Source organism: Providencia sp. PROV024 (assembly GCF_032709665.1).
Lineage (GTDB): Bacteria > Pseudomonadota > Gammaproteobacteria > Enterobacterales > Enterobacteriaceae > Providencia > Providencia huashanensis.
On record NZ_CP120545.1, the window covers coordinates 2803864 to 2825415 of the forward strand.

General features: G+C 41.7%; 18 protein-coding genes. 2 read left to right on the forward strand and 16 right to left on the reverse strand.

Features of this window, described 5'->3' with window-relative positions:
- Positions 1-138: 138 nt before the first annotated feature.
- Entirely contained in the window at positions 139-1353 is a 1215-nt protein-coding gene (fabB, locus tag P3L56_RS12960; RefSeq protein ID WP_042844516.1) for a beta-ketoacyl-ACP synthase I, read from the reverse strand.
- Positions 1354-1556: 203 nt separating this feature from the next.
- Between fabB and mnmC the strand changes: the two genes are divergently transcribed.
- Positions 1557-3593: a bifunctional tRNA (5-methylaminomethyl-2-thiouridine)(34)-methyltransferase MnmD/FAD-dependent 5-carboxymethylaminomethyl-2-thiouridine(34) oxidoreductase MnmC gene (mnmC, locus tag P3L56_RS12965; RefSeq protein WP_210831768.1), complete on the forward strand. Its 2037-nt coding sequence runs from the start codon at positions 1557-1559 to the stop codon at positions 3591-3593.
- A gap of 27 nt (positions 3594-3620) precedes the next feature.
- On the opposite strand, the gene P3L56_RS12970 is transcribed toward mnmC, so the two are convergent.
- The 11 genes from P3L56_RS12970 to hutI all read right to left on the reverse strand — a co-directional run bounded on the left by P3L56_RS12970 (position 3621) and on the right by hutI (position 15718).
- Positions 3621-4145 carry a GNAT family N-acetyltransferase gene (locus tag P3L56_RS12970; protein WP_226619157.1) on the reverse strand — a complete coding sequence of 175 codons (525 nt, stop codon included), beginning with the start codon at positions 4143-4145 and terminating at the stop codon, positions 3621-3623.
- Positions 4146-4229: 84 nt separating this feature from the next.
- On the reverse strand, positions 4230-4502 hold the full coding sequence (locus P3L56_RS12975) for a YfcL family protein (protein ID WP_042844523.1): 273 nt from the start codon (positions 4500-4502) through the stop codon (positions 4230-4232).
- A 28-nt stretch (positions 4503-4530) separates the two neighbouring features.
- Positions 4531-5079 carry an elongation factor P hydroxylase gene (locus P3L56_RS12980; protein WP_042844526.1) on the reverse strand — a complete coding sequence of 183 codons (549 nt, stop codon included), beginning with the start codon at positions 5077-5079 and terminating at the stop codon, positions 4531-4533.
- A 17-nt stretch (positions 5080-5096) separates the two neighbouring features.
- Positions 5097-5900 carry a TSUP family transporter gene (locus tag P3L56_RS12985; RefSeq protein ID WP_042844527.1) on the reverse strand — a complete coding sequence of 268 codons (804 nt, stop codon included), beginning with the start codon at positions 5898-5900 and terminating at the stop codon, positions 5097-5099.
- Positions 5901-6051: 151 nt separating this feature from the next.
- Entirely contained in the window at positions 6052-7140 is a 1089-nt protein-coding gene (gene aroC / locus P3L56_RS12990; RefSeq protein WP_042844529.1) for a chorismate synthase, read from the reverse strand.
- A 113-nt stretch (positions 7141-7253) separates the two neighbouring features.
- The gene (gene prmB, locus P3L56_RS12995) at positions 7254-8186 is read right to left on the reverse strand and encodes a 50S ribosomal protein L3 N(5)-glutamine methyltransferase (RefSeq protein WP_042844532.1); all 933 of its coding nucleotides are present in this window, start codon (positions 8184-8186) and stop codon (positions 7254-7256) included.
- Between the two features lie 211 nt (positions 8187-8397).
- On the reverse strand, positions 8398-9789 hold the full coding sequence (locus P3L56_RS13000; protein WP_166685199.1) for an amino acid permease: 1392 nt from the start codon (positions 9787-9789) through the stop codon (positions 8398-8400).
- 98 nt (positions 9790-9887) lie between these two features.
- Positions 9888-11420 (reverse strand): histidine ammonia-lyase, encoded by a 1533-nt coding sequence (hutH, locus tag P3L56_RS13005; protein WP_272686057.1) that lies wholly within the window; start codon positions 11418-11420, stop codon positions 9888-9890.
- 12 nt (positions 11421-11432) lie between these two features.
- Positions 11433-13112, reverse strand: a complete 1680-nt coding sequence (gene hutU / locus P3L56_RS13010) for a urocanate hydratase (protein ID WP_042844536.1) — start codon at positions 13110-13112, stop codon at positions 11433-11435.
- Positions 13113-13444: 332 nt separating this feature from the next.
- Positions 13445-14176 carry a histidine utilization repressor gene (hutC, locus tag P3L56_RS13015; protein WP_370661201.1) on the reverse strand — a complete coding sequence of 244 codons (732 nt, stop codon included), beginning with the start codon at positions 14174-14176 and terminating at the stop codon, positions 13445-13447.
- Between the two features lie 303 nt (positions 14177-14479).
- Positions 14480-15718 carry an imidazolonepropionase gene (hutI, locus tag P3L56_RS13020; protein ID WP_042844541.1) on the reverse strand — a complete coding sequence of 413 codons (1239 nt, stop codon included), beginning with the start codon at positions 15716-15718 and terminating at the stop codon, positions 14480-14482.
- A gap of 224 nt (positions 15719-15942) precedes the next feature.
- On the opposite strand from hutI, the gene smrB reads away from it, so the two are divergent.
- The gene (gene smrB, locus P3L56_RS13025; RefSeq protein WP_048607547.1) at positions 15943-16485 is read left to right on the forward strand and encodes an endonuclease SmrB; all 543 of its coding nucleotides are present in this window, start codon (positions 15943-15945) and stop codon (positions 16483-16485) included.
- Between the two features lie 16 nt (positions 16486-16501).
- Here smrB and sixA read toward each other — a convergent pair whose 3' ends face one another.
- The 4 genes from sixA to P3L56_RS13045 all read right to left on the reverse strand — a co-directional run bounded on the left by sixA (position 16502) and on the right by P3L56_RS13045 (position 21527).
- Positions 16502-16984: a phosphohistidine phosphatase SixA gene (gene sixA, locus P3L56_RS13030; protein WP_042844543.1), complete on the reverse strand. Its 483-nt coding sequence runs from the start codon at positions 16982-16984 to the stop codon at positions 16502-16504.
- A 469-nt stretch (positions 16985-17453) separates the two neighbouring features.
- The gene (fadJ, locus tag P3L56_RS13035; protein WP_071548198.1) at positions 17454-19643 is read right to left on the reverse strand and encodes a fatty acid oxidation complex subunit alpha FadJ; all 2190 of its coding nucleotides are present in this window, start codon (positions 19641-19643) and stop codon (positions 17454-17456) included.
- Positions 19643-20962: an acetyl-CoA C-acyltransferase FadI gene (fadI, locus tag P3L56_RS13040; RefSeq protein ID WP_042844547.1), complete on the reverse strand. Its 1320-nt coding sequence runs from the start codon at positions 20960-20962 to the stop codon at positions 19643-19645. Before fadI ends, fadJ begins: the two co-directional genes overlap by 1 nt.
- 268 nt (positions 20963-21230) lie before the next feature.
- Positions 21231-21527: a YfcZ/YiiS family protein gene (locus P3L56_RS13045; protein ID WP_080750863.1), complete on the reverse strand. Its 297-nt coding sequence runs from the start codon at positions 21525-21527 to the stop codon at positions 21231-21233.
- Positions 21528-21552: the final 25 nt, after the last annotated feature.

The window sequence follows — 21552 nt, forward strand, 5'->3', positions numbered from 1 at the left end:
TCAGAAATTGGCTAGAGTATCTCATGTTAATCATTTCTATAATTTAATAAAATGACACAGCTATTCTCCTTTTTATATTTATAAAAAAAGCGAGAACCAGAGTTCTCGCTTTTTTCTAATTGTTTAGCCTAAAACAAATTACGCTTTGTATTTGCTCATCACCAATGTGGCATTAGTACCACCAAAGCCGAAACTGTTTGACATCACTGTATCCAACACTTGTTCTGTTGGTTTCGTGACGATATTCAGGCCATGGGCTTTTTCATCTAAATTTTCGACATTGATGCTTGGTGCAATAAAGCCATGCTCTAGCATTAATAAACTGTAAATTGCTTCGTGAACACCTGCCGCCCCTAATGAGTGGCCACTCATCGCTTTTGTCGCAGAAATCGCAGGGGAATTACTACCAAAAACTTCTTGGATAGCTTCCAGCTCTTTGGTGTCGCCGACTGGTGTCGATGTACCGTGTGTATTGATGTAATCAATTTTATCGACACCCTGCATCGCCATTTGCATACAACGTACCGCGCCTTCACCTGAAGGTGCTACCATGTCTGCACCATCAGATGTTGCACCATAACCGACAATTTCAGCATAGATATGTGCACCACGCGCTAAAGCGTGCTCGAGTTCTTCAACTACTACAATACCGCCGCCGCCGGCAATAACAAAACCATCGCGGTCTTGGTCGTAAGTTCTTGATGCTTTGTCTGGCGTTTCATTGAACTTAGTTGACAATGCGCCCATTGCATCGAATTCACAGGTCATTTCCCAGCTCAGCTCTTCACCACCACCAGCAAAAACTACATCTTGTTTGCCTAGTTGGATCAATTCAACTGCATGACCAATACAATGTGCAGATGTTGAGCACGCTGAACTAATTGAATAGTTAACACCTTTAATTTTAAATGGTGTGGCTAAGCAAGCTGAAATACCTGATGCCATTGCACGGGTCACCATATAAGGACCAACACCACGTAAACCTTTCGCACGCATACCATCAGAGCCAGCAACTTGGTTACGCGGAGAACCGCCGCCAGAACCGACCACAATACCCGTACGTAAATTTGAAACTTGTTCTTCTGCTAAACCCGAATCAGCAATTGCTTGTTCCATAGATAAATAAGCATACGCAGAGCAATCACTCATAAAACGAAAGATTTTACGGTCAATCAGGTCTTTCAGCTCTAAGTTTTTGACATTACCCCAGACATGGCTACGTAGCCCTGCCTCTTTGAATTCTTCTGAGAAAGTGATCCCGGAACGACCTTCCTTCAGAGAAGCCAGTACTTCTTCCTGGTTATTACCAAGGCTGGAAACAATACCTAGACCAGTGATGACTGCACGCTTCATTCGTTACCTCATGTCTATAATTATATGATTGCGGGATTACAGGTTGTCACTTTAGCTTACACTTGTACGCTGAACAAGTCCGATCAGGGTAAATATTTGTATTTTTTTTCTTTGTGACTGTAATAAGACTTTTTTATGAAGGTAGCCTTACACTCATAACAGCGTTAAAATTTACTGATTATTAGGTCATAGTAGGCTTTATCGTGAACAAACGTGCTGTACAAACTGCTCGCCTTAGCTGGAATGAAGAAGGCACACCGATGTCCGAACAATTTGAAGACATCTATTTTTCTAACCAAGATGGCTTAGAAGAATCTCGTCATGTCTTTTTGCAAGGAAATCTTTTTCCTGAACGTTTCAATACTCACCCATTCAAAACCTGTGTTATTGCCGAAACAGGCTTTGGTACAGGGTTGAATTTTTTAGCATTATGGCAATCCTTTAACCAATTTAAAGCCGAGCATCCACACGCAAAATTGCAGCGTTTACACTTTATTAGTTTTGAAAAGTACCCCTTATCAAAGCCCGATTTAATCACAGCTCACCAATGCTGGCCTGAACTTAACGACCTATCACAATCACTGTGTGACAACTGGCCTCAAGCATTACCCGGAAACCACCGTCTGACCTTACAAAATGGCGATGTTTTACTGGACTTATGGTTTGGTGATGTTAATGAGCAAATATCTAAGCTAAAAAACAATCTAAACAATAAGATAGACGCATGGTTTTTAGATGGTTTTGCCCCCTCAAAAAACCCACAAATGTGGAGCGAACACTTGTTCGCTACAATGGCTAAACTAGCCCGTATTAATGGTACATTTGCGACCTTTACCGTCGCAGGTTTTGTCAAAAGAGGGTTACAGCAAGCAGGTTTTACTCTTCAAAAAGTCAAAGGCTTTGGTAAAAAACGTGAAATGCTAACTGGCATAATGATAGAAAAAGAAACTGAAAACTTAACACCTTGGTTTGCAAGAGAAAAAGCCAATAACCCAACAGACATTGCAATCATTGGTGGTGGCCTTGCAAGCCTCACCGCAGCTTACACCTTGCTAAAACGTGGCGCAAAAGTCACCTTATACTGTAAAGACTCGCAAGTCGCACAAAATGCTTCAGGCAACCGCCAAGGCGCAATTTACCCATTACTAACAGGTAATAATGACCCACTTGAGCGTTTTTTTATTAGTGCCTTTCCTTTTGCTTCACGCTTTTATCACCAATTGGCAAAACAGGGGGTTAAGTTTGACGGGCAATGGTGTGGAGTCAGCCAATTAGCTTATAACGATAAAGTTGCTAATAAAATAGCGGGCATGCTAGAAACCGACTGGCCCACCGATTTTGCTATTGGTAGAAACCGCCAGCAACTGAGTGACCTTTGTGGTATTGATGTCAACCATGGTGGAATTCACTATGCTACCGGTGGTTGGTTGTGCCCTGCTCAACTCTGTGAAAGCTTACAACAATATTTACACCAACAGGGTGTCACATTCCATTTTGAACACGATGTTAACGAACTTAAACCTGATGGTGATAACTGGCAGTTGCTGATAAACACCCCCCAACAGACGTTAATATCTACTCATTCCACCGTTATTATTGCCAATGGGCACAAACTGCGCCAATTTTCGCAAACTGTTAATTTACCTATTTCCCCTGTTAGAGGGCAAGTTAGCCACATCCCAACCAATGAAACACTACAACAATTAAAAAATGTGTTGTGTTTTGAAGGTTATTTAACCCCTGCTGATGCTTCTGGGCAGCAACATTGTTTAGGTGCAAGTTACCAAAGGGAGCATCTGGATTTAAACTATAGCGAAGAAGAACAACAGGGGAACCGCCAAAAACTGATTGATAACCTGCCGGATGTTACTTGGCCTAACGATATTGATATTTCACACAAACATTCGCGTCAAGGGGTACGTTGTGTTATCCGTGACCACTTCCCGCTATTAGGGAATGTGCCTGATTTTGAAAAACATATGGAAGTCTACCAAGATTTACCCTCTCAGATAGCCAAAAATCAGACAATTTGCCCTGCACCTATGCACCCAAATTTATTTATTTTTGGTGCCCTAGGCTCCCGAGGCTTATCAACTGCCCCACTTTGTGCTGAACTTCTCGCCGCACAAATTTTTGCTGAACCTCTACCTTTGGATGACGAAACCCTCGCAGAGCTTCATCCGAACCGTTTTTGGGTTAGAAAGTTATTATTAGGGCGTAAAGTAAAAACCCCTTATTGAAACCAATACCTTGCAGCCTGCTATTCATTAGCTAGCTGCGAGTTCATTTAATGAGATAACCATTGCACAGCGATCTTCCCGTGCAAACCCCATATCAACTTCACTCTGTAAAATCGCTTTCAACTCAATGGTTAGCTTGTCATTATCAATGATATCAAAACCTAAGCGTTGATAATAAGGGGCATTCCAAGGTACGTCACGAAAGGTTGTCAATGTCACAAACTGTAGCTGTAAAGACAATGTGGCTTCAAATACCCGTTTGATTAATTGCCGACCAATTCCCTGACCTTGCCAGTTTTGGCAAACAGATAACTCACAAATATGTAAACTATTTCTGCGTTTTTCTGCATTGATAAACCCCACTACTTCACCATCGTTATTGACAGCAACCCATTCAAGCTGCTGATGAATAAAAGCAAGGTGTTCTTGTTCCGTTTGCCCTTCCCCCTCAGCAACCCAACGGTATTTTTCATGGTTAGCGAATGTTTGCCCTGCGGATAATTCCACTGCGGGGAGATATTTGGCATCGTCTGGTACAGCTAAGCGGGTCATATACATATTATAAATGAGGAAAGTGATAGTATTAAAGTGTGAACCAAAAGCGGGTTCCCCCGCTTGTGAGCATAAATCGATGGGTTATATTGCGTTATTCAGTAATTTTTTCCACATGTCCAAGACCAGCACTTGGTCCGGTGGTGTCAATTCACCCGCTTTGATTGCAGTGTGAATACTTTCTTCAACGCGTTGGAATAAAGCGTCAGAGCCAGTTTGATTTTCTTCCTCCAGCTCTGCCACAGCAAGGGTTAAGTGACCACGCAAATAACCACCAGCGAACAATTCATCATCGTTAGCGTGTTCAACCATATCATCAATTTTTGTCAGTATGCGTGTTTCTAAATCCGCAAGCATGCTTAATCCTTACTGTAATGTATTTTCATTAGGCAAAAATATCTTCCGGATAAGGGAAGTCTTCTGCACAAATAGGTGGCGTATTGTAAAACGATTGTAACGCATTAATAAAGCATAATGGTCGTTCAGGGATACCATTTTCTAAATAAACCATCACTTGTGCATGCACTTTACGCATAAAGGCAATACGATCGGGCTCAAAATCCCCTTCCAAGTTATCGCAACTGACATTAAATGGAATACCAACCGCAACACAGAATAACCAATCTAAAGCTTGGGGTTTAATTTCAACCACTTCAAACTCACTCTGCGTTTTTTCATCTCGTCCATCTGGGCAATACCAGTAGCCATAATCGACTTGCTGGCGTCTGGCTTCCCCTGCGATGCACCAGTGTGATATTTCATGTAGCCCACTAGTAAAGAAACCATGCGCAAAAACAATACGATGATAAGGAACAGACTCATCCGCAGGTAAGTAAATGGGTTCATCATCCCCTTTTACCAATTTGGTGTTATAACTTTCACCAAAACATTTATCAAAAATATCAATTAGATCTTGATAGTTATATTTACTCATGAATAATTTAAATCATCTTAAAATAATGAGAGAAACCAAGCTTTTATCACATCGCCATGGCTATCATGGAGTAACTTAATACTCATTAATAACGAAATAACCACAATCATTGGCCTGATCAGTTTTTGTCCTTTGGTCAATACTAACCGTGCACCTAAGCGTGCACCCACCATTTGGCCAATAAGCATAACAAAGCCGAGTACCCAAAGAACATGACCTCCGATAATAAAGAAGACTAAAGACCCAAAGTTGGAAGCAAAGTTCAGTAACTTAGCATGAGCCGTTGCTTTAGCGAGGTTATAACCAAGTAATAACACGTAACCCAATGCTAAAAATGACCCCGTACCGGGCCCAAATGCACCATCATAAAAACCTAGCGTCATACCGATGGCAACACCAAAAAAAGGCATACTAATACGCTGTTGACGGTCTTGTACCCCAATCGATGGCGTTAATAAGAAGTATAAACCGACACAAATGACAAGAACCGGTAGCAGTTGCTTTAAAAACGCAGTATCAATCATTTGAATAACGATGGCGCCTAACATCGCACCAATCATCGTCATAATGAACGGAAATATTTGCTCTCGTAAATCTATCGCTTTACGTCTAACAAAATAAAGGGTTGAAGAGAATGACCCACCAACGGCTTGTAATTTGTTGGTTGCTAATGCTTCAACAGGAGTGATCCCGACAGATAACAGGGCTGGAATGGTTAACAAGCCCCCGCCCCCTGCTATTGAATCAATAAAACCAGCGAAAAGTGCAACAAAGAAGAGTAACGCATAAACTTCAGGCGCAACGGCGGTTAGCCAATCCATTTTACAATCCAAAGATGAGAAATATCATGATGTTGATATGTAGTATATCACAACCCAGATGAGGTATTTTAAGTAGGCTTCATCCAAACCTTTCTCACCCGTAAGCGACTAGACCGCCCCGCTCACGGGTTATAGCATCAACCTTTACTAATTAATCAAATGCTTGCATCGTAGGAGTAACATCAGCACATTGCCCACGATGGCGTAAGTAGTGATCCATTAAAACAATGGCCATCATCGCTTCTGCAATAGGTACAGCACGGATACCGACACAAGGGTCATGACGCCCTTTGGTGATCATTTCAACTTCTTCACCAGAACGGTTCAACGTCTTACCTGATACCGTGATGCTCGATGTTGGTTTCATCGCAATATGGGCAACAATCGGTTGGCTACTGCTGATGCCGCCTAAAATACCGCCAGCATGATTAGAGGTAAAACCATTACGGGTAATTTCATCGCGATTTTCACTGCCTTTTAACGCAATAACACCAAAACCGTCACCAATTTCTACGCCTTTAACCGCATTAATACTCATGAGAGCATGGGCTAAATCTGCATCTAAACGGTCGAATACCGGTTCCCCCAACCCCGCAGGAACATGTTCAGCAACCACAGTCACTTTAGCGCCGATTGAATCCCCCTCTTTCTTTAAGCCACGCAATAATTCATCAAGTGAATCTAACTGGTTTGGATCAGGGCAAAAGAACGGGTTTTCCTCAACGATGGACCAATCTTTAATTTCACATGCAATCGGGCCCATTTGTGTTAAACAACCACGAATTTGAACCCCTAGCTTTTCTTGTAGATACTTTTTAGCAATAGCCCCCGCAGCAACGCGCATTGCCGTTTCCCTTGCAGACGAGCGACCACCACCGCGGTAATCGCGTTGGCCATATTTTTGCTCATAGGTGTAATCCGCATGGCCGGGTCGAAAAACATCTTTAATTGCCCCATAATCTTGGGAACGTTGATCCGTATTTTCAATCAATAAACCAATACTTGTCCCCGTCGTTACTCCATTAAATACACCTGATAAAATTTTCACTTGGTCAGGTTCACGACGTGCCGTTGTATAACGAGATGTCCCAGGACGACGCCGGTCTAAATCTTTTTGTAAATCAGCTTCTGTTAGAGCTAAACCAGGGGGAACACCATCGATAATACAACCTAATGCCACCCCGTGTGACTCACCAAAGGTCGTTACGCGAAACAGTTGCCCAATTGAATTTCCTGCCATCGAAGTTTCCTATTCTAAGCCGCTCTTGTATTACCAAGACGTGTGTTGTTTGCTGTTAATCGTTATGTAATTGTTATTGATTACATGATTATGAGAAATCACGCAACCCTTGATTAATCAATATAAAGCGCAAAGTGCTCATGATGCTCAACAAGCTGTTCACGCGTTAACATAAACACCCCGTCACCACCGTATTCAAAGTCCAGCCAAATAAATGGAATATCAGGGTACTGTTCAATTAAATGCACCATACTGTTGCCAACCTCACACACTAATACCCCTTCTTTCGTTAAGAACCGTGGGGCATTAGCTAAAATACGGCGCACTAACTTTAGCCCATCACTGCCAGCTGCTAAGGCAAGTTCCGGCTCTACACGAAACTCTTCAGGTAGGTCATCCATATCTTCTGCATCCACATAAGGTGGATTAGTAACAATCAAATCATACTTAACTTCAGGCATATCGCGGAATAAATCGGAGCGAATAGGCACAACCTGATGCTCCAAACCATGGCTAGCGATATTTTGCTCAGTGACCGCGAGCACATCCGCCGAAATATCAACGGCATCAATTTCTGCTTCGGGGAATTCATATGCACAAGCAATTGCAATACAGCCACTACCCGTACATAAGTCTAATATCGCTTGAGGTTCATCAGTTAATAGGCCAACAAAATGGTTATTGATAAGCTCCCCAATAGGTGAACGAGGGATCAATACCCGCTCATCAACATAAAATTCGTGCCCACAGAACCACGAACGGTTAGTTAAATAGGCAACAGGAATGCGTTCATTAATACGGCGCAGAACACGCTCAATAATCCGATGGCGTTCTGTTGGTGTCAGGCGAGATGTCAGGAGTTCATCTGGTAGGTCTAGAGGCAAATAAAGTGTCGGTAACACTAATTGCAACGCCTCATCCCACGGATTATCTGTACCGTGACCATAATACACATTGGCGGCATTAAAACGACTCATCGTCCAACGTAAAATATCCTGAATGGTATGAAGTTCTGCAACAGCTTCATCAACGAAGATCTTTTCCAAGAAGGGTTTCTCCAGCCTGTTTTTTGAAAGGGAATATTTGAATAACTAAAGTTTGCCACGAAGTGAAAGACAAATCAGCAGATTAATGCAATAAAATCACCAACAACCTTTAGCTAGCACACCATTTTCGCTATAAATTAAAAATAAAAACGCCCTTTTTAATTAAAGGGCGTTAAGTAACCTAGTCTTTTAGATGAGAAAAGTGATATCTCTAGCCTTCATTTTGCACAAGCTTCTCAACGTCTTTAGCCGGTTTCTTTACCCAAACCGCATAAGCAATAGCCAAAAGTGCCAACCACACAACCCCTACATATAAGGCAATACGCGTGGATTCAAAATACCCGAGCACACCAAAAATAAAGACCATGAAAGCTATCGCCAAAATAGGCGCCACAGGCCACATAGGAACAGGGAATTTTAATTTACTCACTTCTTCTGGCGTCATTTTTTTACGCATCGCAAACTGAGCTAGTAAAATCATTAGCCACACCCAGATGGTTGCAAACGTTGCTATTGATGCAATGATAACAAAAACATCCTCAGGAATAACATAATTCAATACAACTCCGACCAATAACACCAGCACCATGACTAATACCGTCATCCAAGGCACACCGTTTTTTGTCAGTTTGGTAAAGGCTTTCGGTGCTTGTCCCTCATGTGCCATACCATACATCATGCGCCCTGCGCCGAAAATATCACTGTTGATCGCAGAAATCGCTGCGGTGATCACCACAATATTTAAGATATTGGCAGCAGATTGGATACCTAAACTGTCAAATATTTGTACAAATGGGCTACCTTGCTGGCCAATTTGATTCCACGGATAAATACACATTAAAACGAAGAGCGTTAAAACATAGAATAACAAAATACGGATAGGAACAGCATTGATGGCGCGTGGAATAGTCACTTCAGGGTTTTTTGCTTCACTGGCGGTGATCCCAATCACTTCAATTCCACCGAATGCAAACATCACTACCGCAAAAGAGGCTATCACCCCTCCAACCCCATTAGGCATAAACCCATCATGGATAAATAAATTAGACACCCCAACCGCATGGTCAGCCGCTTGGCCAAAACCAAACATCATGATGGCAGCCCCACCCACTATCATCGCAATAATGGCGACCACTTTAATGATGGAAAGCCAAAACTCCATTTCACCAAACGTTTTCACGTGACACAAATTAATAGCACCAATAAAGAATATGATACTTAGCACCCATATCCATTGAGCGACATCAGGAAACCAGAGTTTCATATATACGCCAAATGCGGTGACATCAGCCAGACAAACAATAATCATTTCAAATATATATGTCCATCCAGCAAAAAAGCCAGCTCGAGCACCTAAATAATGGCTAGCATATTGTGAGAACGACCCCGCAAGCGGACGATGTACCGCCATCTCGCCCAATGCGCGCATGACCATAAACACCGCGGCGCCCCCTATTATATAAGCGAGCAGTACCGCCGGGCCTGCTGTTTCTATTGCTTTTGCTGAACCATAAAATAAACCTGTACCAATCGCTGAACCTAAAGCCATAAATCGGATGTGACGCGCAGAAAGCCCTCGCGCAAGTTGTGATGTGCTTTGCATGATTTATCCTTCGTATTATTTTATTAGTCATGTAGATAAATACTTCAGGCGGCCGATACGTTGCCGGCCACCTTTATTGGCTTGATGTACTACCAGTGCTATTTAGGGAAAACGGCACCTTTCGTAAATAATTTTGAAAGTTTATGTTGATTAATTAAATCAATGGCAGCTTCAATATCCGGCGCAAAATAACGGTCTTTATCATAATAAGCGACCTGTTCACGTAACGTTTTACGCGCTTTTTCGAGTGCTTCGCTAGATTTTAACCCTTCACGAAAATCTATCCCTTGGCATGCAGAAAGCCATTCTATCGCAAGAATACCAGTGACGTTTTTCGCCATCTCCCACAAACGACGCCCCGCAGCAGGTGCCATAGAAACATGGTCCTCTTGGTTTGCTGAAGTCGGTAAGCTATCGACACTCGAAGGGTGTGCTAATGCTTTATTTTCACTTGCCAATGCAGCTGCAGTGACTTGAGCAATCATAAAGCCAGAATTCACGCCGCCATTATTCACGAGGAATGGAGGAAGCTGTGACATATGGGTATCCATTAATAACGCTATACGACGCTCGGATAGAGCCCCGATTTCGGCTAATGCCAAAGCAAGGTTGTCTGACGCTATCGCAACTGGCTCAGCGTGGAAATTGCCCCCAGAAATGATATCGCCGTTATCCGTAAACACCAGAGGGTTATCTGATACCGCATTTGATTCGATTAAAATCACCTCAGCCGCTTGGCGAATTTGAGTTAAGCAAGCTCCCATCACTTGTGGCTGGCAACGCAGTGAATAAGGGTCTTGTACTTTCACGCAGTTTTCATGCGACTTTGCCAACTCACTGCTTGATGATAATACCTCTCGGAACATGGCTGCGACATCAATTTGCCCTTTTTGCCCTCGCACTTCTTGTACTCGAGCATCAAAAGGTTTACGCGAACCTAATGTCGCTTCTACACTCAATGCCCCACAAATAATCCCTGAAAGTAGTAGCTTTTCAGCTTCAAATAACCCTTTAAGGGCAAAAGCAGTGGAGGTTTGGGTTCCGTTTAATAAAGCCAAGCCTTCTTTTGCTTCAAGCGTTAAAGGCTTCAGCCCTGCTTTTTCTAACGCTTTTTTGGCTGATATCCATTTACCTTCAAAACGAGCTTTTCCTTCACCGAGTAAAATCAAGCTCATATGGGCTAAAGGTGCCAAATCACCTGATGCACCGACTGAACCTTTAGCAGGAATAAACGGGTAAACCTGTGCGTTGAGTAAGGCAATTAAAGCATTGATTACTTCGAGGCGAATTCCTGAAAAGCCACGCGCTAAGCTATTAATTTTTAACACCATGATCAAGCGTACTAGTTCGTCATCTAAAGGGTCACCCACACCAGCCGCATGTGACATCACGATAGAACGCTGTAATGACTGCAAGTCCTGCGTAGCAATACGCGTATTGGCTAGCAAACCAAACCCAGTGTTAATACCATAAGCAGTTCTATCTTCAGCAATAATTTTATTAACTGTTGCTACACTTTTTTCAATCACGGCATGAGCACGTTTATCTAATGTGACAGTCACTGGCTGTTCAAAAACGATGCGCAAATCTTCGAGTGTCATTTTTCCTGGGTGGATAGTTAGTTTAGTCATTAATGGCACTCCTTAACGTGTTTTAATCATAGGTAAATTGAGATTTTTTTCTTCTGCACAAGCAATCGCGATGTCATACCCTGCGTCAGCATGGCGCATCACCCCTGTTGCGGGGTCATTGTGCAGTACTCGAGCAATACGCTCAGCCGCTTCGTCGGTTCCATCACAAACAATCACCACTCCCGAATGTTGTGAGAACCCCATTCCCACACCACCGCCATGATGCAAAGAAACCCATGTCGCGCCACTGGCTGTATTTAATAAAGCATTGAGTAGCGGCCAATCTGATACCGCATCAGAGCCGTCTTTCATCGCTTCTGTTTCACGGTTTGGGCTAGCAACTGAGCCAGAATCTAAATGATCACGACCAATAACAATTGGGGCGGAAACCTCACCACTTCTGACCATCTCATTAAAGGCTAAGCCTAATTTAGCTCTGTCCCCTAAACCAACCCAACAAATACGCGCCGGTAACCCTTGAAAGCTGATCCGCTCACGTGCCATATCCAACCAACGATGTAAGTGCTTATCATCAGGTAATAATTGTTTAACTTTAGCATCAGTTTTGTAGATATCTTCGGGATCTCCTGATAACGCAACCCAACGGAATGGGCCAACGCCACGACAAAATAGAGGGCGAATATAGGCAGGAACAAAACCAGGGAAATCAAAGGCATCTTTCACCCCCATTTCCAGCGCCATTTGGCGAATATTATTGCCATAATCAAATGTGGGTATACCTTGTTTCTTGAATGCCAACATGGCTTTAACGTGTTCTGCCATGGATTTCTTTGCCGCTAAGGCAGTGGCTTGTGGCTCTTTGACACTGAGTTCTCGGTATTTTTCCCAACTCATGCCAATAGGTAAATAACCATTGAGTGGGTCATGGGCACTGGTTTGGTCGGTAACCATGTCTGGCTTCACACCACGTTTAACTAATTCAGGTAAAATTTCAGCAGCATTTGCACACAGTGCAATAGAAATGGCTTTGCCTTCTGAGGTGTATTTTTTAAGACGTGCTAATGCATCATCGAGATCAGTGGCTTGTTCGTCGACATAATGCGTTCTTAGGCGAAAATCAATACGGCTTTGTTGACATTCAATATTCAGTGAACAAGCCCCTGCAAGTGTTGCGGCTAATGGCTGAGCGCCCCCCATTCCACCTAACCCCGCCGTTAATACCCAACGACCAGTTAAGTCACCATTAAAATGCTGACGAGCAGCTTCAACGAATGTTTCATAAGTACCTTGGACAATCCCTTGGCTGCCGATATAAATCCAACTTCCTGCGGTCATTTGCCCATACATCGCCAAACCTTTGGCATCCAGTTCGTTGAAATGCTCCCAATTGGCCCAATGAGGCACAAGATTCGAATTAGCAATTAAAACGCGTGGAGCATTAGCGTGAGTTTTAAACACCCCGACAGGTTTACCGGACTGAACAAGTAAAGTTTCATCGTTTTCGAGTTGTTTCAAAGATTCAATGATTTGGTCATAACATTGCCAATTACGTGCCGCACGACCAATACCACCATATACAACTAATTCATGGGGATTTTCTGCAACATCGGGGTCAAGATTATTCATTAACATACGTAGTGGCGCTTCCGTCAGCCAGCTTTTTGCACTCAATGAATTACCACGCGGCGCCCTAATTTCGATATTTCTATATTTATTATTAAGTGCTGTCACTTGTATACCCTCTATTTATCGATTCATTGGATACTCACTCTATCTTTCTATAGATATAGATATAGTTGTATATACATGTACGATCAATCAATTTTTTAACATAAAAATTAAATTATTTTTATATAAAAAAGAGGGTTTTTATTAAAAAACAACAAGATAATTATCTTATGTATTTATTGTTCTATACTTTTTTATTCTAAATTTGCCTGTGAGATCACATTAAATTCACAATAATTTTACATGAAAAAACAAAAAAAACGTGATGGAGAGAGTGTGTAAGGCGCAAAGCGGAAATTTGTATTAATACAACCCCGCCTATTTTTTAATGAAAACTAAGAGGAAAAACTGCCTTTGAGTTTATAACGATGACCGGGGAACAATAATTTTGTACTGGTGACTATAAATGACTGAGACCAAGTACGACGAGTAATCAGCAAGCAGGATGCACCTACATTAATTTGCAATAACCTTGCAGCCCGTTCATCTGCCTCGATCGCTTCCACAATGTGCTCACCTTGGGTCAATGGTGCGACCTGAGATAAATAATCATGGGGAGTAATAGATAAAAAGTTTTGCTGTAAGTAATCAGGCGCCGCTAGAGCATTAACATACCTATCTTCGATTTGAACAGGGACATCATTTTCTAAATGTACAATGATAGAATGAAAAACAGGGGCTCCTAGACTAATATTAAGTTCACTCGCCAATGCTGATGACGCTTGTATTTCTTCAAGCTTAATTATACGGCAACTATATTTATGATCCCTCGCAAGGATCTCCGCTTCTATGCTGTGTATTTCGAATAATGCGGATTGCCCCTTAGGCTCTGCAACAAAAGTCCCAACGCCTTGCAAGCGAACTAATAACCCTTCAGCTGTTAATTCACGGACAGCACGGTTTGCTGTCATTCGGCTACATTGAAATTGGGAGACTAGCTCAGCTTCAGATGGAATACGGTCATTTGCCTGCCATTGTGCAGTGTGAATTTTCTCAATAATAGACTGCTTAACTTGCAAATATAAGGGAACTGGCGTTCCTGATTTATCTTTTTTATTGGCTGTCACAGTGTTTTCCAATTTAATCATTAAAATCTGAAGGATGTATAGGCTATTTTACGTCACAAAATGTAACTTTAGCTTAGTACTATCGGGCATTTTTTATCCTGACAGTCGTGAATAAAAGCATCACATTTAATACCCCATTAACGGTATAAATACGCGATGAGATTTTAATAACAACAAACAAAAATAATCATAGAGTTGCTATACATAATGAATACATACATTACATACAGCAACCAATATATTATTAATTATGGCTATTATTAGCTCAATTTAAATGATTTTTTATATTAATACTGACCAAGATTATGGATTACGGTGGGTAATTTCCCCTTCATATACTCGTAAATACAAGGGGTTACTGCCTTGCTCATATATCATTTCCACAGGTTCTTGCGCATTCCACACCACAAAATTGGCAATAAACCCCGGCGCTAATTGCCCATGAGTATCTTCTCGCCCTAACGCTTTTGCAGCATGGCGGGTCACGCCTGCCCAAATTTCTTCTGGTGTTAACTTAAATAACACAGCCGCCATATTCATAATCATACGTAATGATGCAAATGGGCTTGTTCCTGGGTTAAAATCGGTTGAAACAGCCATCGGAACTTGGTGTTCGCGTAATAATTCAATAGGTGGCAGTTTAGTTTCTCTTAGAAAATAAAAAGCACCTGGCAATAATACTGCAACTGTCCCGCTCGCTTTTAGCGCACGTATTCCTTCAAGATCTAAATATTCAATATGATCAACAGATAGACCATGGTAGCGAGCAACCAATTCGCTGCCACCTAAATTTGATAGTTGTTCAACATGGCCTTTTACTGGGATACCCAACTGCTGAGCGGCGGCAAATAACTTTTCACTTTGCTTAAGAGAAAAACCAACGCTTTCACAGAATACATCAACGGCATCAAATAGACCTTTTTTCCATAGCTCTGGCATGATTTTTTGACAAATTAATTCAATGTATTGATCAGACTGGCCTTTGTATTCTTCAGGCACAGTATGTGCAGATAACAATGTTGAACTCACTGAAATTGGATATTCCGCGGCTAAGCGCTTAGCAACTTTTAATTGTTTCTCTTCATTTTCATAATCAAGGCCATAGCCTGACTTCATTTCAATTGCCGTCACACCCTCGCGAATTAATGCTTCTAGCCTCGGTTTAGCACGGCAAAACAACGCGTCCTCACTCATTTTTCGTGTCTCACGGACAGTGGAGTTTATTCCACCTCCTTGAGCACTAATGGTTTCATAGGAAACGCCATTCATTCTTTGTTCCCATTCCGCGGCACGGTCACCACCAAAAACTAAATGAGTGTGGCAATCAATTAAACCAGGGGTAATTAACCTACCCTTAACATCAATAATTTGGCAGTCGTTAATTTCAGTATCTTTAGTAGGGACAATGGCAATAATTTGCTTATCACGAACAATTAAATCATGATTTTCGACTAGCCCATACGGTGCTGCTGATCCTGTACTCATTGTTGCAATGCGGCCATTACGCCAAACTATATCTTGCGGGAGAGTTTTAAATACCATTAGCTTTTCCTATTGTTGCCAACGTCGGTTTTATTCATTTCATTAATGAAAGTATAGATATGTATATACAATTAGACTAGCTCCCCCCCTGTTGTCAATGCTTACTCGATAAAAGGTTATAAATTTGTTACATAACACCAATAATTTGCAATTGTCTCCATTGACCGAAAAAATGGGTTACACTAACGACCAGAAAGATTAATCGCCAAAATGTTATTAAAATTATGAAAAACAAATTTGGACTTGAAGATGAAGATATTCGTCTCTTTAAAGAAGCCATTAATGGCGCAAAAAAAATTCGTCAGGACCAAGTCCTACACGCGCCTATTCGAGCAAAAGTAACCCAACCCTCAAGTAAGAAGGTTATCCAAGAGCAAGTTGATGCTTCATTTTATTTTTCGGATGAATTTCAGCCTCAGCTACAAGAGGAAGGCCCAACCCGTTATTTAAGGCCAGATTCTAACCCTTATGAACTAAAAAAATTGCGGCGTGGTGACTACGTCCCTGAATTATTTTTAGACTTGCATGGCCTAACACAAATGGAAGCGAAACAAGAAATTGGCGCTTTGATTGCCGCCTGTAAACGTGAAAATGTTTATTGTGCTTGTATCATGCATGGTCATGGGAAACACGTTTTAAAACAACAAACACCATTATGGCTTGCACAGCACCCTGATATTATTGCTTTTCACCAAGCCCCTAAAGAATGGGGGGGAAATGCTGCTCTATTATTACTTATAGAAACGATGGAGAGCGCTCGTCGTTAAGCGCTCATATTATATTTTACTTTGCAAATAATAATTGCGATGGGCTCAACATCCATTCAACGTGGCTTTTCTGGTGTGCCACATCAATTTCAATACAAGCAATAGTTGATGTGGTAAACATTGGTGGTTCTTTGTGTGGGCACAATTCAGACACCAAATAACCCACCAATGGCAAGTGAGAAACAACTAATATAGCATTGGCACCGATCACCGCAAGGTCACGGATATGATCAGCAACAAAAACGGCATTCCCTCCTGGTGTCAATTGCTCTAACACTTCAAATTTGCTTGGTATGTTAAGATGTTGGCTAACCACTTCACGTGTTTGCTCAGCCCTTAAATAAGGGCTCACCAATACACAATCAATTTTGACCCCTTGATTTTGTAACCACTGAGCCATTAAAACTGACTCATCTTTTCCCTTTTGTGTTAATGGGCGAGCAGCGTCGCTTGCTGCCTGTATCGCTGCATCGCCATGACGCATAATATAAACTTGCATAATCCACCATCTGAGTAGCCTACTTAATTAAAGTGACTATTCTTTTTGTTAAGGTAATTGTTGTAAAAATAACCATCAGTTGGGGTAAAGTGTGATTCTGCATGAAATGGCCAGCAAAGAAAATGATTTGGGTAGATTTTTGTTGATGTTTTATCTGAAAAATATGCATAAAAAAAAGTTATATCTTAAAAACAATCGGTTATAAATCACCTTATACTATCTCTACCGCCCATTAGGTAATTAACACCTCTCACCTTATGCCCCAAAAATAAACTTGCCTCTTTTAGCCTAACTTTTGCGATAAAGCCCATTGGAAAATAAAGGGTATGACACGCATAATAAAAAACCTGACACCAAGCAAAACGTATTAGTATCAGGTTTATATTATTATCTTATTAATTTTTAAAATATTTTTACACCACGGGGAAAACCATAATTCAGTAATCGTTATCCCATCATGTAAGCGAAGCTACTTGTCAGTGTTAACTGAGAAAAAAGTATGGTTTTTTTCAGCCATTTCACACAATAGCTCACAAGGTTGAAACTTCTCACCATGACGCGCGGCGAGAGAACGTAATGTTTCTACCGTTTTAGCGATACCTAAGCTATCCATATACCTAAATGGGCCACCAAAAAAAGGTGGGAAACCAATACCAAATACAGCCCCTACATCACCGTCACGTGCATTTCGAATGATATTTTCATCTAAGCAACGGGCCGCCTCATTGAGCATCATCATAACACAACGCTGTGCAATATCCGCTTTACTCAATCGGCTGTTTGGCGTTACCCCTATTAGTGAATAAATGGTTTTATCCACTTGCCGTTTGCTGTTCTTTTTCCAAAACAACAGTTTGCTTGAAGAATGACCGTATTCATAAAACCCTTTGCTGTTTTTCTTACCTTTACGCCCGTCTTTGACAACTTTATCAAGTAAATCAGGTGCATTAAAACGCTCACCAAAGCGCTCGACTAAAATAGGTAAAATTTTGGTTCCGACATCAATACCGACCTCATCCAGCAAATTAAAAGGCCCCAAAGGGAAACCGAACTCAACCAAAGCGCGGTCGATTTGTTCAATAGACTCACCTTCAACAAGACATTGAGCTGCCTCACATAAATAAGGCGCTAAAATCCGGTTCACATAAAAACCGGCATCGTCCCCGACAACAATCGCTGTTTTACCTTGGCGTTTCGCAAAGGCAACCACTGTCGCTATGGTTGTTTCATCCGTCTGCTGGTGAGGGATCACTTCCACCAGCGGCATTTTATCGACTGGGCTAAAATAATGTAAACCAATAACCTTTTCAGGGTGTGCTGCATTAGCCGCAATTTGATGAATAGGTAATGATGATGTATTAGATGCAAAAATTGTTTGTTTGGCCGACATTTTTTCAACATCAGTAACCATTTTTCGCTTTAATGCTAAATCTTCGAAAACAGCTTCAATAATGATATCTGAGTTTTCAAGCCCTTGATAACTTAACGTCCCTGATATTTTAGCCATTACAGCCGCTCGTTCTCGTGCTAATAACCGCCGCTTAACTACCCTCTGAGTGAGTAGATCCCAGCTATAACGTAGTGCTTGGGCAACACCTTTCTCTGAAATATCTTTAATACGGACAGGTAATTTCCCCTGAAATGCACTAACGTAAGCTATCCCTCCCCCCATGAGGCCACCACCCAATACCCCCACTTTATTAATTGGCAATGGGTTGGCTTGTGCACCGGATTCATTTTTCAATGAAGTGACGGCAAAAAATAAACTACGCAATGCAGCCGACTCTGGTGTCATCACCAGTTCGCCGAAAGCTTTCGCCTCTTCTGCATACCCAGCTTTCAAGCCTTTATTCATCCCTGTTTTCACAACATGAATTATTTTTTCAGGTGCAGGATAATGGCCTTTTGTTTTACTTAATACTTTTTGCTTGGCATTTTGAAACACTTTATTACGCAGTAATCGGCTGCTTAATAACCGTTGTTGCCAATGAATAGCAGGACGTTTAATTCCCCCTTTTTTAACCATGTTAACCGCGACATCTAACAATATGGATTGCGGCACAACGTCATCCACTAACCCCATTTTTAGTGCTTGTTTTGCACCTAATTGCCGACCTGTTAGCATTAAATCCAAAGCATGTGGGATACCGATTAACCGAGGTAATCGTTGGGTTCCACCTGAGCCAGGCAATAGCCCTAATTGTACTTCAGGCACCCCTAGCTTGGTTTTACTATCATTCGAACAAACCCTAGCATGGCAAGCCAATGCAAGCTCTAACCCACCACCTAAACATGCACCATGAATAGCGGCAATAATAGGTAAAGGGTAATTATCAATTTTATCAAATAATGTATGGCCTTCCTTTGACAACTCGCTTGCTTGCGCTTTAGTTTCACAATTCGCAATCATGCTGATGTCCGCACCAGCAATAAAATTGTCTTTTTTCCCTGAGGTAATGACTAAACCTTTTAACCCCGAAGTGGATTGTGCTTTTTGTAAAATGGCAAGGAATTGTTCAGCAAATTCAGCTTTTAATGTATTGACCTTTTCTTCAGGCACATCAATGAAAATAACCCCAACATTTTCATTGTAAATTTCTAATTTAAACGCGGGTTGAATAGCCCCTATCGCCAATTCAGTAGTAGAATTTTGTGTCATTATTCCACCTCTAAGATCATTGCAGTACCTAAACCACCAGCCGCACATGCAGTGGTCAACCCAAAACCACCACCCCGTCTACGCAGCTCATTTAAAGTTTGCGTAACCATACGCGCCCCTGTTGCCGCAAAAGGATGCCCATAAGCAATAGAGCCGCCCAACACATTAAATTTATCCATATCAATTTCACCAATTGCATTGCTCATTGCTAGTTTTTCTTGTGCAAACTTACGGCTACCAAACATTTGTATATTCGCCAGAGTTTGTGCAGCAAAAGCTTCATGCATATCAATCAAAGATAAATCTTGTAAAGACAGCCCTGCCCGTTTCAATGCAATGGGTGTGGCATAAGATGGGCCTAATAGCATGTCTTCCCATACATCAATTGCAGCAAAGGCATAACTGCGAATGTAACCTAAAGGGGTGTAACCTAGTGCTTTTGCTCGTGACTCTGTCATCATTAATACTGCTGCTGCACCATCAGTCAGTGGTGTACTATTAGCCGCAGTGACACTGCCATGCTTACGGTCAAACGCAGGTTTTAGCTTAGCGTATGATGATAGAACTGAATTAGCGCGAACATTATTATCTTGTGAGTAGGCTTGTTTAAAAGGCGGCATATATGCCGTCATAACCTCATCATTTAAAGCACCATTTTCCCATGCTTTTGCCGCTAATAAATGCGAACGATGCGCGAGTTCATCCTGTTGTTCCCGACTGATATGATAGCTTTTAGCCATTTGTTCAGCAGTATCCCCCATGCGAAGCCCTGTGGAGTACTCTGCAACCCCCGGCGCAACAGGCAGTAGGTCTTTTAAGCGTAATTTTGCTATTAGTGACAGTTTTTGCCCAACAGATTTAGCTTTGCTTAATGCTAATAAGGTCGCTGCTAATTTTTTCGATACCCCGATAGGAAGAACAGAGGATGAGTCAGCACCACCAGCAACCCCAACAGAGATATCCCCTACCATCATACTTTGAGCTACATTAACGATCGCTTGAAAGCTTGTTGCGCAGGCACGAGATACACTATAAGCATCTGTTGAGACACTCATTCCCGTTCCAAGGACTATTTCCCTCGCAATATTAGGGGCTTCTGGCATTTGAACAACTTGCCCAAAAACAAGTTGTTCAATTAGGTTTTTATCTAAGTCACTACGCGCTAATAACTCGGCAACAACCGCTTTGCCTAAGTCAACAGCTGCAATCCCTTGATATGCGGTAGACTGCTTTGCAAATGGTAAGCGTAAACCACTCACAATGGCGATCCTTTCTTTTGTTGGATATGTTTTTTCACCATGGTGGGAATGTTGATTCATGGTCGCTCCTGCTAAAAGCAAAATGAAATATAGTTAGATTATTCACTACCGACCCAAAGAGGTCTGACCTGTAATGATTGTTAACATAATATTCACATTTATCAATGACTATTGATAAAAAATGCGAGCAAACACGCAACTTAGAGTAAAAATAGGATGGAAAAGATGTGATAAAAAAAGACAAGATAAACCTTTTACCACACTGAATCTGCCTAAAGGCTATATTCTTGGTGATAAAAGGTCAATTAGGATAGATTCAAACGTTTGATTAACGAAGGCCTAACTGAAAAATCAGACTTTCTGCTTCGCAACTAAAAGTAAATTCAGCATTCAATTCAACGCCACCCTCTACCGCATTGATAGAATGGGTAATAACACAAGGGTCTGACTCAACAGATTTTGCTTTGTCTGTGAGTGTTTTCAACATGGACTCCGCTTCTCCCTGTGTGGCGAAAACATGCTGATACGATGCGGTACAGTCTTTGTTATCTAACACTGTTCCTACATCCACACAACAGCATGCTGCTGTCTCATCCGCGCTACAACGGTTAATCGCATCAGTCATTTTACTCTCCAAATAAACAAACTGT

Bases quoted from the DNA above. Each gene is read 5' to 3' on its own strand.
- P3L56_RS13045 (WP_080750863.1), bottom strand. From the start codon at position 21,527: ATGACTGATGCGATTAACCGTTGTAGCGCGGATGAGACAGCAGCATGC.
- fadI (WP_042844547.1), bottom strand. From the start codon at position 20,962: ATGAATCAACATTCCCACCATGGTGAAAAAACATATCCAACAAAAGAA.
- P3L56_RS12985 (WP_042844527.1), bottom strand. From the start codon at position 5,900: ATGGATTGGCTAACCGCCGTTGCGCCTGAAGTTTATGCGTTACTCTTC.
- fadJ (WP_071548198.1), bottom strand. From the start codon at position 19,643: ATGACACAAAATTCTACTACTGAATTGGCGATAGGGGCTATTCAACCC.
- hutI (WP_042844541.1), bottom strand. From the start codon at position 15,718: ATGGTATTTAAAACTCTCCCGCAAGATATAGTTTGGCGTAATGGCCGC.
- aroC (WP_042844529.1), bottom strand. From the start codon at position 7,140: ATGGCAGGAAATTCAATTGGGCAACTGTTTCGCGTAACGACCTTTGGT.
- P3L56_RS12975 (WP_042844523.1), bottom strand. From the start codon at position 4,502: ATGCTTGCGGATTTAGAAACACGCATACTGACAAAAATTGATGATATG.
- smrB (WP_048607547.1), top strand. From the start codon at position 15,943: ATGAAAAACAAATTTGGACTTGAAGATGAAGATATTCGTCTCTTTAAA.
- P3L56_RS13000 (WP_166685199.1), bottom strand. From the start codon at position 9,789: ATGCAAAGCACATCACAACTTGCGCGAGGGCTTTCTGCGCGTCACATC.
- P3L56_RS12980 (WP_042844526.1), bottom strand. From the start codon at position 5,079: ATGAGTAAATATAACTATCAAGATCTAATTGATATTTTTGATAAATGT.
- P3L56_RS12970 (WP_226619157.1), bottom strand. From the start codon at position 4,145: ATGACCCGCTTAGCTGTACCAGACGATGCCAAATATCTCCCCGCAGTG.
- hutH (WP_272686057.1), bottom strand. From the start codon at position 11,420: ATGACTAAACTAACTATCCACCCAGGAAAAATGACACTCGAAGATTTG.
- fabB (WP_042844516.1), bottom strand. From the start codon at position 1,353: ATGAAGCGTGCAGTCATCACTGGTCTAGGTATTGTTTCCAGCCTTGGT.
- sixA (WP_042844543.1), bottom strand. From the start codon at position 16,984: ATGCAAGTTTATATTATGCGTCATGGCGATGCAGCGATACAGGCAGCA.